The organism is Sphingomonas sp. Leaf5 (assembly GCF_001421155.1).
Lineage (GTDB): Bacteria > Pseudomonadota > Alphaproteobacteria > Sphingomonadales > Sphingomonadaceae > Sphingomonas.
On record NZ_LMJZ01000019.1, the window covers coordinates 87,601 to 100,711 of the forward strand.

Genomic DNA, 13,111 nt, shown 5'->3' on the forward strand with positions numbered 1-13,111 from the left:
GGAGAGGTACATGGAACGTCGGGGACAACCATTGGCGCGCGACGCGATGGCCTATGTTCTGGCGGGCGGACGCGGCAGCCGGTTGTTCGAGATGACCGACACCCGCGCCAAGCCCGCCGTCTATTTCGGCGGCAAGAGCCGGATCATCGATTTCGCACTGTCGAACGCGATCAATTCGGGCATCCGCCGCATCGGCGTGGCGACCCAGTACAAGGCGCACAGCCTGATCCGGCATTTACAGCGCGGCTGGAACTTCCTGCGTCCCGAACGCAACGAAAGCTTCGATATCCTGCCGGCCAGCCAGCGGATCAGCGAGTTTCAATGGTATGAGGGCACCGCCGATGCGGTGTTCCAGAATATCGACATCATCCAGAGCTATAATCCCGAATATATGGTCATCCTCGCGGGCGATCATATCTACAAGATGGATTACGAGCTCATGCTGCAACAGCATGTCGACACCGGTGCCGACGTGACCGTGGCGTGCATGGAGGTGCCGCGGATGGAGGCGGTCGGTTTCGGCGTGATGCATGTCGATGCACAGGACCGGATCATCGATTTCGTCGAAAAACCCAAGGACCCGCCGGCGATCCCCGGACAGCCCGATCTCGCGCTCGCCAGCCTTGGCATCTATGTGTTCCGTACCGCCTTGCTGTTCGAGCAACTGCGTCGCGACGCCGATACAGCGGGCTCCAGCCGGGACTTCGGCAAGGACCTGATCCCGTGGCTGGTGAAGCACGGCCATGCGCAGGCGCATCGCTTCTCCGCATCGTGCGTGCGCAGCCCGGAAGAGCCGCGCGCCTATTGGCGCGACGTCGGCACCGTCGACGCCTATTGGGAAGCGAATATCGACCTGACCGACGTGGTGCCCGAACTCGACCTGTACGATCGCAGCTGGCCGCTATGGACCTATTCGGAAATCACACCCCCGGCGAAGTTCGTCCATGACGTCGATGGCCGGCGCGGCTGCGCGGTGTCGAGCCTGGTATCGGGCGACTGCATCGTGTCGGGGTCCAGCATTCATCGCAGTCTGCTGAGCACCGGGGTCCGCGCGCACAGCTTCAGCAACATCGACGAATCGGTGATCCTGCCGATGACCCGGATCGGGCGCGGCGCACGATTGACTCGGTGCGTGGTCGATGCCGGCGTGACGATCCCCGACGGGCTGGTGATCGGCGAAGACCCGGTGATCGACGGTCACCGCTTCCGCCGGACGGAACGGGGAATTTGCCTGATTACCCAGCCGATGATCGACCGGCTGGAGGCGTGATGTTGCGCTCCACCCCTTCGCGCATCATGGGCAAGTCGTAGGTGCGCGTTCTATCGGTCGCGTCGGAGGCGTATCCGCTGGTCAAGACCGGCGGCCTCGCCGACGTCGTCGGTGCCCTGCCCGCCGCGCTCGCGCCGCACGGGGCGGAGACGACGACGTTGCTGCCCGGCTATCCATCGGTGCTGAAGCATCTGGGCAGGGTGAAGCCGGTCCATCGCTGGGACGATCTGCTCGGTACACCGGCGCGGCTGCTGGACGGGAAGGTCGACGGCCATCCGCTGCTGGTCCTCGACGCACCGGAACTGTTCGCCCGCGACGGTGGCCCCTATGCTGACACGACGGGCCGCGACTGGAGCGACAATTGGCGGCGCTTCGCCGCGCTCGGGCGCGCAGCGGCGGATATCGCGCCGCGGTTCGACCTGTTGCATGCGCATGACTGGCAAGGGGCGATGGCGCCGGCTTACCTGCGTTATGACGGTGCGACCGTGCCCAGTGTGCTGACGATCCACAATATCGCCTTTCAGGGCCGCTACGACGCCGCCGTATTCGCCGGGCTGGCCCTGCCTGACGCCGCCTTCGCGCTCGACGGGATCGAATATTATGGCGGCGTCGGGCTGTTGAAGGCCGGGCTGGCATCGGCCGATGCGATTACCACCGTGTCACCCAGCTATGCCGAGGAAATCCGGCGCAGCGAATTCGGCATGGGTCTGGAAGGATTGATCGAGGCGCGCCGCGACCGGGTGAGCGGCATCGTCAACGGAATCGATCCGGCGGTATGGTCGCCCGAGCATGACACCGCCCTCCCCGCCCGCTATTCCGCGCGGAACCTGTCGCGCCGCCGCACGAACAAGCGCGCGGTGGAGGCGGCGTTCGACCTCGATCGCGGTGACGGACCGATCTTCATCGTCGTCAGCCGGCTGACCTGGCAAAAGGGAATGGACGTGCTCGCCAACAGCCTCGACGCGCTCGTCGCGATGGGCGGACGTCTGGCCTTGCTCGGATCGGGCGATGCGGCACTGGAAGGCGCGTTCATGGCGGCGCGCAACCGGCATGGCGGGCGCGTCGGTGTGCGGATCGGCTATGACGAAGCGGTCTCGCATCTGTTGCAGGGGGGCGGCGATGCGATCCTGATCCCGTCGCGCTTCGAACCATGCGGGCTGACGCAATTATACGGGCTGGCCTATGGCTGCGTGCCGGTGGTGGCGAGGACCGGCGGATTGGCCGATACGGTCATCGACGCGAACGAAGCGGCGGTGGCGGCCGGGGTCGCGACCGGTGTTCAATTCGCAGCGGTGACGCCGGACGGGCTGCTTCACGCGCTGCGCCGGACAATGGCACTATATGCCCGTAGCGATCTGTGGACGGCGATGCAGAAGCAGGGGATGCGCGCCGACTTTTCCTGGAAGCGCAGCGGCGCCCGCTATGCCGAACTCTATCGCGGACTGACGACCCGGTGATTGCCGGTGCCAGTGCCATCGACGGCGGAACCCGCTTTGCCGTCCGCGCGCGGGATGCCGCGGCGGTGTGGCTATGCCTGTTCGACGGCGACGTAGAACGCCGGGTGGCGATGACGCGCGACGGCGACTGGTTCGTCGTCGATGTCGCGAGTGTCGGTCCGGGGCAGCATTATGGCTATCGCGCCGACGGCGACTGGGCACCCGGGGCGGGGCGCTGGTTCGATCCGGCCAAGTTGTTGGTCGACCCCTATGCCGTCGAACTGGACCGGCGGTTCGTTCATGATCCGGCCCTGTCGCGGTTTGGGGCGGATACGGCGTCGATCGTGCCGCGCGCGATCGTCCCGGCACCGTCCGAACCGATCCGGCCGGAGCCACCGCGCATCGATCCGGCACGGCCGATCTACGAACTGAACGTGCGTGGCTTCACCATGCTGCACCCCGACGTGCCGGAGGCACAACGCGGGACGATCGCGGCGCTGGCGCATCCGTCGGTCATCGCCCATCTGCGCAAGATCGGCGTCGGCGCGGTCGAACTGATGCCGATCGTCGCCTGGATCGACGAACGGCATCTGCCGCCGCTGGGGCTCGGCAATGCGTGGGGGTACAACCCGGTCGCGTTCATGGCGGTCGACCCCGGCCTTGCCCCCGGCGGCGTCACCGAACTGCGCGACACGATCGCGGCGCTGCATGCTGCCGATATTGGCGTGATCCTCGACATGGTGTTCAACCATAGCGGCGAGAGCGACGTGCATGGGCCGATCCTGTCGCTGCGCGGGCTCGACGATCGCAGCTATGCGCATGCACCGGATGGGAGCCTCATCAACGATACCGGCACCGGCAACACGCTGGACGCCGGAGACGCGGGGGTTCGCGATCTGATCCTCGCGTCGCTGCGGCATTTCGCGGCGTTGGGCGTCGACGGATTCCGCTTCGACCTCGCCCCGGTCATCGCGCGGTCGCCGGGGTTCGACCGCGACGCCCCGATCTTCGCCGCCATCGCCGCCGATCCGCTGCTCGCCGACCGGGTGATGATCGCCGAGCCATGGGATATCGGTCCGGGCGGGTATCAGCTCGGGCAGTTTCCACCTGACTGGATCGAATGGAACGACCGCTATCGTGACGATGTCCGCCGGTTCTGGCGCGGTGACGGCAGCGTCGGGACCCTGGCGACGCGATTGATGGGGTCGGCCGATATCTTCGGATCGCCCACCCGCAGCGTCAACTTCCTTGCCGCGCATGACGGCTTCACCCTTGCCGACCTGATATCGCATGTCGATCGCCACAATCACGCGAATGGCGAGGATAATCGCGACGGGCATGGCGACAATCTATCGTGGAATCACGGGGTCGAAGGGCCGTCCGACGATGCGAGGGTGATCGCCGCGCGCACCGCCGATCTGCGCGCGTTGCTGGCGACCCTGTTCGCGACGCGCGGCCATATCCAGTTGACCGCAGGCGACGAATTCGGACGCAGCCAGCGGGGCAACAACAATGCCTATGCGCAGGACAATGCGATCACCTGGGTCGACTGGGCGGCGCGCGACGTGGCGCTGGAGGATCATGTCGCCGCACTGGCACGCTGGCGGCGCGAACGACCGGCGGTGTTCGACCGGCACGTGCCCGATCAGGCGATCTGGCTGACCCTCGACGGGCAGCCGATGACCCCGGCAAACTGGGAAGCACCCGACTGCCCCGGCTTCGAACTTCGGCTGCCCGGCGCATCGATCCGGATCGACCGCGCCGGACGAACCGTCACCCTGCAATAGGCTCACGCACCCGAAGCATCGCCACCGCCGCCAACGCCATTACCGTCGCCGCGACCAGCATGGTGTAGGCCGGATTGGTCGGGAACCACGTCTTGATGACCCCGCCCATCACGGTCGCGACCATCAGCTGCGGCAGGACGATGAAGAAATTGAAGATGCCCATATACACGCCCAGCTTGCGCTGCGGCAGGGCGTTGGCGAGCAGCACATAGGGCATGGTCAGCACCGAGGCCCATGCGATGCCGATCCCGATCATCGGCAGGATCATGCCCGTCCGGTCATGCGTCAGGAAGATGCCGATATAGGCCACCGCGCCGATGGCAAGGCACAGCAGATGCGTCCGCGCCGCGCCGATCCGGCGTGCCAGCACCGGCAAGGCGAACGCCGCCACCGCCGCGACGCCCGAATAGATCGCGAAGAGGATGCCGACCCAGCTGCCCGCCTGATTATACCCGTCCGAAGTCGGGTCGATCGTGCCCCATACCTGCTGCGCGATCACCGGGGTCGTATAGACCCACATGATGATGAGTGCCCCCCAGGTGAAGAACTGGACCAGCGCCAGCCGCCGCATCGTGTCGGGCATGGTCGCCAGATCGCCGATGATGTGGCTCAACACATTGTCGCCACGCCCGGCGCGGACCAACGTGCCGGATATCAGCTGCGCCACGCCATACAGCGCGACGCCGGCGGCGACGAAATAGGCTTCGCGACCGCTTGCCAACGCGCCGCTACGTTCGGCCCATGCGATCAACAGCGCGACGACGATGCCGCCGACGATCCACGACGGTCCGCGCTGGGGGATGACGGGCGGGGTATGGTCGACGGGTTCCTGCGCTTCTTCCCCGAACGCCGCCAGTTCCGCCGGGCTGTATTCGCGAACGGTCAGGACGGTCCACAGCACCGCGATCAGCAGCATCACGCCGCCGAAATAGAAGCCGTAGCGGACGGCATCGGGCACCGCGCCCGCCGGAGCGGTGTTGCTGACGCCGAAGACGTTTTCAAAGACATAGGGCGCGATGCTGGCGACGACCGCGCCGGCACCGATGAACCATGTCTGGAACGCATAGCCCGCCGGGCGCTGCCGGGGCGACAGCATGTCCCCGACGAACGCGCGGAACGGCTCCATCGACACGTTCAGCGACGCGTCGAGAATCCATAGCGTCATCGCCGCCGCAAGAATGCTCGGCGAGTTCGGCATGAAGAACAGCGCGCAGGTACACAGGATCGCACCGATCAGGAAATAGGGTCGCCTGCGCCCCAGTCGTCCCCAGGTCCGGTCGGAATAATGGCCGATCAACGGCTGGACCAGCAGCCCGGTCAGCGGGGCCGCGATCCACATCAGCCCCAACTGGTCGATCGGGGTGCCGAGCGACTGGAAAATGCGACTGGCATTCGCGTTTTGCAGCGCGAAGCCGATCTGGATGCCGAAGAAACCGAACGAGATGTTCCAGAGCTGGGCGAAGCCGAGCGTCGGACGGTTGGTAGTCGTCATAAATCCTCCCCGTTCACGGGGAGGGGGACCGTCCGCAGGACGGTGGAGGGGGATCGCCCCACCCGCCACCGTAGCGTTGCGGGGCCATCCCCCTCCACCACCGCCTTTGGCTGCGGTCCCCCTCCCCGTTCCGGGGAGGAACTTTACTTGCGCTTCGCTGCCACGAACCGGATCGCCTCGCCACCGCCGGGCGCCAGCGCGATCGTCATCGTATCGCCCTTCTTCACCGGGCGCTGTTCGATGGTGATCGAATGGCGGGCGTCGGTCCGGTAATCGGCGCCCGGCCCGTCGCGATAGATTTCCGCTGTATAGGTCTTGCCCGCATCGAGGAAATCGAGCGTCACCGTCGAGTTGCGCGCCTCTTCGTCGCCGATTGCGCCAAGATACCAGTCGTTGCTGCCCGCCGCCTTGCGCACGATCGTCGCATAATCGCCGACCTCGCCGTTCAGCACGCGGGTGTCGGACCAGTCGGTCGGCACGTCGCGGATGAACTTGAACGCGGCGGGATAGCGCGCGTAGTTTTCGGGCGTATCGGCCGCCATGACGACCGGTGAATACAGCACGACATATAATGCCAGTTGCTTGGCGATGGTCGACTTGATCGCACTGCCGTTGCTGCCGGTCAGGCTCAACACGCCCGGCGTGAAGTCCATCGGCCCCCCCAGAAACTGGGTGAAGACCATGTTGGCCTCATGCTCGGGCGGGTTCTTGCCGCCTTCCCATGCGTTATATTCCATACCGCGCCCGCCTTCGCGGCTCAGCCAGTTGGGCCAGGTACGCCGCAGGCCGGTGTCCTTGACCGGTTCATGGCTGTCGATCGACACCTTGTAACGGGCGGCGGCGTTCAGGACGCGCTGGTGATGATTCACCATCCATTGTCCCTCATGCCACTCGCGATGCTTCGATCCATCGGCATCGACGCGCTCGATCTGGCCGGCATCGGTGACATAGCCGGTCTTGACCACGCGTTCGCCGTGGTCGGCCGCCCATTTGAACGCGGTGTCGAGTTGCGCGTCATAATGGCTGACCGAACCGCCGGTCTCATGATGGCCGATCAGGCGTACACCTTTCGACTTCGCATAGGCGGCAAGCGCCGCCGCATCGAAATCCTCGGTCGGGCCGCTGAAGTTCATGTCGTTGCCGTTGCCGAGCCAGTCACCGTCCCAGCCGACATTCCATCCCTCGACCAGCACCCCCTGAATGCCGTTGGCGGCGGCGAAGTCGATATAGCGTCGGACGTTCGCGGTGGTGGCACCGTGATTCGGCCCACGCGCCCACGTCCAGTCGCCCTTGATCATGTTCCACCACACGCCGACGAACTTGCCCGGCTGAATCCAGCCCGACGTGTCGCCCAGCTTGTTGGGTTCGTTGAGGTTCAGTCCGATGCGGCTTGCCGCGTACAACTCGGCGGCATCGTCGGCGATGGCGATGGTCCGCCACGGTGTCGAAAACCCGGCGGCGCGCGTCACCTTCGGACCGTTCGATCCGGGCGTCAGCACCGCGCGAAACGTCGTGCCCTCCGACCGGGCGAGGTTCATCGCCGAATAGTCGGTCAGTGCCGCTTCGTGGATCGCAACGTGACGCCCGCTGGCGAGCTTTACCGTCATCACCGTCTGGGCGGTGCCAACCGCGTCGAGCGGAGTCTTGTTGTAGAGATACTCCTCGCGATTCCATTCGAACGCCGGCTTCCACCATGCAGTGCCGGGTTCGGCGAAGGCGAACTGGGTCAGTTCGTCGGCGATATTGACCATCGTCAGATTCGCTTGTTTCGGCAGGGTATAGCGAAAGCCGAGCCCATCATCGAACAGGCGGAAGGTGACCGCCATCTCGCGCTTCAGGTTCTTCGCCTCGCGGAACGTGACCGTCAGTTCGGTGTGGTTGTCGCGGATCGTCTTCCACTCGCCGAACGGCTGCGTCCAGGTCGAGTCCGAGCGGTCGCGCTTCGTCCCCGCCAGCGTCAGCCCGCGCTCGATCTTCGGCGCGTCGGTGAACAGGAAGCCGAGCTTGCTGTCGTTCAGCACCGCCTTGCCGTCCTTCGCGACCGAATAGCTGGGGCGACCTTCGTTATCGAGACTGATGGCGATCGTCAGCTTGCCGTCGGGCGACGCAGCACGCGCGACGACCTCGGCAAAGGCAGGCGAGGCCATGGCGGTCATGCCGCCCAGCGCCAGTGCCAGTTTCATCATCCTCAACACGATATTCCTCATGCTTCGTCGCGAATAGCAACGCGCGCCGCGAACGGACCGAACCGGTCGCCGTCGACGTTGCCGATGGTTTCGATGACGCGCCAGTCAGCGCTCGCTGCGAACGTCGCTTCGTCGTTCGACAGATTGAAGACACACAAAAGCCGCTGCCCCTCAAGTTCACGCTCGAAGGCGAGGATCGCATCCGACGCCTCGACGATGGTCATGCTGCCCGACCGCAGCGCCGGATGCGCGTTGCGCAGGCGCAGCACGTGGCGGGTGAAGTTCAGCAACGAGCGGGCATCGCCCTCCTGCCGGTCGACCGCCAGCGGCCGGTGCGCCTCGCCGGCCGGCAGCCACGGCTTGCCCGCGCCGAAACCGAGATTGTCGGCGTCGGCCGCCCATGGCATCGGGGTCCGCGCCCCGTCGCGCGACAGGGTCAGCGGCCAGTTGGCGATCGCTTCGGGGTCCTGCAGATCCTCGAAAGCGATCTCGACCTGCGGCAGGCCCAGTTCCTCGCCATTGTACAGGAAGATATTGCCGCGCAGGCAGGCGAGCAGCAGCATCTTGATCCGGCCGAACGCATCGGCGTCCGCCCCTGCGGGCAACCAGCGGGAGACGGCACGCGGCGCGTCATGGTTCTCGAATGCCCAGCTCGGCCATGGCGAGCCGTCGTCCCATGGCTCGATCGCGTCGCGCAGGATGCGTGGCGACAGTTCGGGGGCATAGAGAAAGTCGAAGCCATAGGCCGTGTTGAGCCGCGTATCCCCTGCGCAGAACAGCTTCATTTCGCGCGTCGCGTCGTCGCCGCCGATCTCCGCTACCGTGAAGCGGTCGCCGTCATAGCTGTCGAGCAGCGCGCGCACCCGTTCGAGGAAGGCCGGAATGTCCGGATGCCCCTGATTATACAGCTTGCGCTGAAAATCGAACGGGCGGGTCCGGGTCTTGCCGTTGCTCGGCATCGGCGGATTGTCGCGCAGTTCGGGGTCGTGCATCGCGAAGTTGATCGCGTCCAACCGGAAGCCGTCGACACCGCGGTCGAGCCAGAAGCGCGCGGTGTCGAGCAGCGCCTCCTGCAATTCCGCATTGTGGCCATGGAGTTGCGGCTGTTCCTTCAGGAAGTTATGCAGATAATATTGGCCGCGCCGCGCATCCCATGTCCATGCCGGGCCGCCAAACACCGATTGCCAGTTGCTGGGCGGCGAACCGTCGGGCTTGGCATCGGCCCAGACATACCAGTCGGCCTTGGGGTTCGTACGGCTCGACCGGCTCTCGACGAACCACGGATGTTCGTCGCTGGTATGTGACCAGACTTGGTCGATGATGATCTTCAGCCCGAGCGCATGGGCGCGCGCGATCAGCGCGTCGAAATCGGCGAGCGTGCCGAAGATCGGATCGACATTGCAATAATTCGCAACGTCATAGCCGAAATCCTTCATCGGCGAGGTGAAGAAGGGTGACAGCCACATCGCTTCGACGCCCAGCGACGCGACATGATCGAGGTGCGCGGTAATTCCCGGCAAATCACCGATACCGTCGCCATTGCTGTCCGCGAAACTGCGCGGATAGATCTGGTAGATGGTCGCGCCGTGCCACCAGCGACGGGCGTTCGCAGTCTCGGTCATTATCGGGTCTCCGCGGCGCATACCGCATAGCCAAGGGCGGGAAGGTCGACACGGATCGCACCGGGTGCGGTCACGCTGCCGCAGCGACCGGCCAGCGCACGGAAGCGGGTCGAGGCGGTTTCGACCTGCACGTTGCGGGTGATCGGCGCGGTCGAGGTGTTGAACAGCAGCAGGACTTCGGCGTTGTTGGCCGGATCGAAGCGCGAGATAGCAAGCAGGCCAGGCGTTTCCTCACGGGCGCGCAGTACCTGCCGTCCGCGGGTCAGCGCCGGGGTGGTCGTGCGCAGCTTCGCGAGGTTGGCGATCTGCCGATACAGCGGGTGGGTCGGGGTGAAGTTCGCGGTCGCGGTAGTGGCGGTCGTGCCGAGCAACCTGTTGTCGTTGTACGACGCGACTTGCGATGCGAACATATCCTCGCGTGCGTCCTGATCGTTGCCGTCGCCGGCAAACCCCTGTTCGTCGCCCGAATAGATGGTCGGCACGCCGCGCAGGGTCAGCAGCATCGCGTTCGACAGCATCACGCGCGACAGGATTTCGGCATCGCTCGCTTGCGGCCGCGCCTGCCGGACATAGAAAGCGAAGCGGCCGTTATCGTGATTGCCGGTGAAGGTCGGCAATTGCCGCGCCATGGCCTCACCACCCGCATATAGCACGTCACCGTCGAACACGGTTTCGAAGGCGTCGGTACCCTTCTTGCCGGCGACGGTCTGCAACACCGCTTCGCGGAACGAGAAGTCGAGGACCGCCGGAAACTTGCCGGTCTTCGTCCACGCCGCCAGCCCGCCGGCGTCTAGCGACGACATCGCGACCTCCCCGAAGATATGGAAGTTCGGGATACCCTTTGCCCGGGCACGGTCGAGCATCGCCGGCACGAACGCCGCCCAGAATTCGGGGTTCACGTGCCGCGCCGTATCGATGCGATATCCGTCGATGCCGAACCGGTCGATCCACCCGCCAAAGATGTCGATCATGCCGGCGACGACGCGCGGGTTTTCGGTCATCAGGTCGTCCAGCCCGACGAAATCGCCCATCTGCGAGCTTTCGTTGGTGAAGGTCGTGTTGCCGCGATTATGGTAATAGATCGGATCGTTGAGCCATGCCGGCACTTTCACTGCCTTTTCGGGTGCGGGCACATAGGGTGTGTAGGCAAAGGACGGATCGGTCAGCTTCGCGAAATTCTCTGGCGTCTGCACGGCGTCGCCGGCGAACCCCTTGTTCTTGCCCTTTGCCGCATAGGGATAGTCGGCGCGGCTGCGATAGACGCACGCGCTCTTGTCGGCACATTCGCGATACTGGATCACGTCGGCGGTGTGGTTGGCGATGATGTCCATATAGACCTTCATCCCGCGGGCATGCGCTGCGTCGACCAGCGCCTTGAAATCGGCGTTGGTGCCGAGATGCGGGTCGACCTGGGTGAAGTCGGTGATCCAATAGCCGTGATAACCCGCCGATTCCTGACCCGGCCCGCCCTGTACCGGCTTGTTTTTGAAGATCGGCCCGACCCAGATCGCGGTCGCGCCGAGCGACTGGATGTAGGGCAGCCGCGCGGTCAGCCCCTTCAGGTCGCCGCCATGGTAGAAGCCCTTGGCGGTCGGATCATAGCCATGGACCATCCGGTCGCCGGTCAGGCCGCCGCGATCATTGGCGCGGTCGCCATTTTCGAACCGGTCGGGCAGCACGAAATAGATTACCTCGTCCTCGGGCGCACGGGCGCGGAAATCCTGCGCGGCGGCAGGCAGCGCGCTGGCACCCAGCGTCAGGGCGAGGAGCAGGGATCGGATCACGCGGCAACCTTTGCATCGGGCGCCGGGCAGTGGGCGCGCAGGAACTGGTCATGGGTCGGCATCCGCGCGACCGTGGCGGCGACATGTTTCGAACTCATGTCGAGAAACTGGCTCCGGCGTTCGGCGGGCAACGCATCGGCGAGCGGATGATAGCCGCCGGCCCGCACCCCCTGCCCGACCAATAGTTGCACCCATGCGACTTCGGCGAACAATTCGTGTTCGTCGCGAACGATCCGGCCGGATTCACGGAACAGCGCGATGCGTTCCGCCAGACTATCGGGCAGCGGCGTCGCACGGCGTTCCTGCCAAAAGGGTTCGTCACGACCGTTCAGCGCATAATGCGCGATCAGGAAGTCGCGAACGCCGAGCCATTCGCGTTCCGACTGGCGGTTGAACGCGGCGATATCGGCGGGACGCGGCCGGGAGGCGGGCCAGAGCGACAACAGCCGCGCAATGCCCGACTGGACCAGATGGATCGACGTCGATTCGAGCGGCTCCAGAAACCCCGCCGCCAGTCCCAGCGCGACGCAATTGCCGATCCACGGCGCATGGCGACGCCCGGTGGTGAAGCGCAGCGGCCTGGGATCGGCCAGCGCCGCTCCGTCGAGGTTGCCGAGCAACGTCGCCGCTGCTTCGTCGTCGGACAGATGCGCGCTCGAATAGACCAGCCCGTTCCCGGTCCGCGCCTGTAACGGGATGCGCCACTGCCATCCCGCCGACCGGGCAGTGGCGCGGGTATAGGGCGTAACCGGCTGTGTCGCGGCGCAGGGGACCGCCAGTGCCCGGTCGCACGGCAGCAGCGCCGACCAGTCGTCCCAACGATCGCCGGCCAGCCGCCCGATGAGCAGCGCGGCAAACCCCGAACAATCGACGAAGAAGTCGGCCGCGATGGTCCGTCCGTCGTCCAGCGTGACGGTGTCGATCCCGACGTCGTTCAGACCGACCGCAACGACCCGCCCCTCGGCCCGTTCGACCCCGCCCGCCTCGGCGCGTTCGCGCAGATACGCGGCGTAGCGCGCCGCATCGAAGTGATAGGCCCACGCGATGCCCGATGGTGCCTGCGGATTGCCCGGATCGCGATCGAACCGGTTCGCCGACGCCGCGGCCGCACACGCGCTGTGCGACCATAGCGATTCCGGCGCATCGCCGCCGCCCGCCGCCAGCCAATACTGGTGGAACGGCACCAGCCCCAGCGACCGGCCGATCGTGCCGAACGCGTGGAGGTAGCGACTGTCCGCGCCATTCCAGCCGGCGAACTCGATACCGAGTTTGAAACTGCCCCCGGTGCGCGCGACGAAGTCGTCCTCGTCGATCCCCAAATGCTGATTGAACAGGCGAAGCTGCGGGATCGTCGCCTCGCCCACCCCGACCGTCCCGATCGCATCGGATTCGATCAGCGTCACCCGCGTATCCGCCGGCAGGAAGCGCGCGAGCGCCGCCGCCGTCATCCATCCCGCCGAACCGCCACCGACGATCGCCACGCTGCGGACGGGTACCTGATCGATCGCCATCAACGCCTCCCGTCACGTCACCC

Annotated in this window: 8 protein-coding genes; 3 read left to right on the plus strand and 5 right to left on the minus strand. The window is 65.7% G+C overall.

The window, feature by feature from the left end; translation table 11 throughout:
- The first annotated feature begins 10 nt into the window (after window positions 1-10).
- From glgC to glgX, 3 genes are read left to right on the plus strand one after another with little or no spacing between them, the layout of a single operon-like run.
- Entirely contained in the window at window positions 11-1,270 is a 1,260-nt protein-coding gene (gene glgC / locus ASE50_RS11695) for a glucose-1-phosphate adenylyltransferase (protein ID WP_082438983.1), read from the plus strand.
- Window positions 1,271-1,311: 41 nt separating this feature from the next.
- On the plus strand, window positions 1,312-2,727 hold the full coding sequence (gene glgA, locus ASE50_RS11700; RefSeq protein WP_056400439.1) for a glycogen synthase GlgA: 1,416 nt from the start codon (window positions 1,312-1,314) through the stop codon (window positions 2,725-2,727).
- Window positions 2,724-4,493 carry a glycogen debranching protein GlgX gene (gene glgX, locus ASE50_RS11705; RefSeq protein ID WP_056400443.1) on the plus strand — a complete coding sequence of 590 codons (1,770 nt, stop codon included), beginning with the start codon at window positions 2,724-2,726 and terminating at the stop codon, window positions 4,491-4,493. The genes glgA and glgX overlap by 4 nt, the downstream gene beginning before the upstream one ends.
- Here the strand turns inward: glgX and ASE50_RS11710 are convergent.
- The 5 genes from ASE50_RS11710 to ASE50_RS11730 all read right to left on the minus strand — a co-directional run bounded on the left by ASE50_RS11710 (window position 4,480) and on the right by ASE50_RS11730 (window position 13,088).
- On the minus strand, window positions 4,480-5,985 hold the full coding sequence (locus ASE50_RS11710) for an MFS transporter (protein WP_056400449.1): 1,506 nt from the start codon (window positions 5,983-5,985) through the stop codon (window positions 4,480-4,482). The genes glgX and ASE50_RS11710 overlap by 14 nt on opposite strands.
- 143 nt (window positions 5,986-6,128) lie before the next feature.
- Window positions 6,129-8,171 carry a glycoside hydrolase family 97 protein gene (locus ASE50_RS11715; protein WP_156347452.1) on the minus strand — a complete coding sequence of 681 codons (2,043 nt, stop codon included), beginning with the start codon at window positions 8,169-8,171 and terminating at the stop codon, window positions 6,129-6,131.
- Window positions 8,172-8,188: 17 nt separating this feature from the next.
- Window positions 8,189-9,793: an alpha-glucosidase family protein gene (locus tag ASE50_RS11720; RefSeq protein WP_056400452.1), complete on the minus strand. Its 1,605-nt coding sequence runs from the start codon at window positions 9,791-9,793 to the stop codon at window positions 8,189-8,191.
- Window positions 9,793-11,577 (minus strand): alpha-amylase family glycosyl hydrolase, encoded by a 1,785-nt coding sequence (locus ASE50_RS11725; RefSeq protein WP_056400455.1) that lies wholly within the window; start codon window positions 11,575-11,577, stop codon window positions 9,793-9,795. The genes ASE50_RS11720 and ASE50_RS11725 overlap by 1 nt, the downstream gene beginning before the upstream one ends.
- Window positions 11,574-13,088, minus strand: a complete 1,515-nt coding sequence (locus ASE50_RS11730) for a tryptophan halogenase family protein (RefSeq protein WP_056400458.1) — start codon at window positions 13,086-13,088, stop codon at window positions 11,574-11,576. The genes ASE50_RS11725 and ASE50_RS11730 overlap by 4 nt, the downstream gene beginning before the upstream one ends.
- Window positions 13,089-13,111 lie beyond the last annotated feature (23 nt).

Excerpts from the sequence above, each read along its gene's own strand:
- glgC (WP_082438983.1), top strand. The coding sequence starts at position 11 with ATGGAACGTCGGGGACAACCATTGGCGCGCGACGCGATGGCCTATGTT.
- ASE50_RS11710 (WP_056400449.1), bottom strand. The coding sequence starts at position 5,985 with ATGACGACTACCAACCGTCCGACGCTCGGCTTCGCCCAGCTCTGGAAC.
- ASE50_RS11715 (WP_156347452.1), bottom strand. The coding sequence starts at position 8,171 with ATGATGAAACTGGCACTGGCGCTGGGCGGCATGACCGCCATGGCCTCG.
- ASE50_RS11720 (WP_056400452.1), bottom strand. The coding sequence starts at position 9,793 with ATGACCGAGACTGCGAACGCCCGTCGCTGGTGGCACGGCGCGACCATC.
- ASE50_RS11730 (WP_056400458.1), bottom strand. The coding sequence starts at position 13,088 with ATGGCGATCGATCAGGTACCCGTCCGCAGCGTGGCGATCGTCGGTGGC.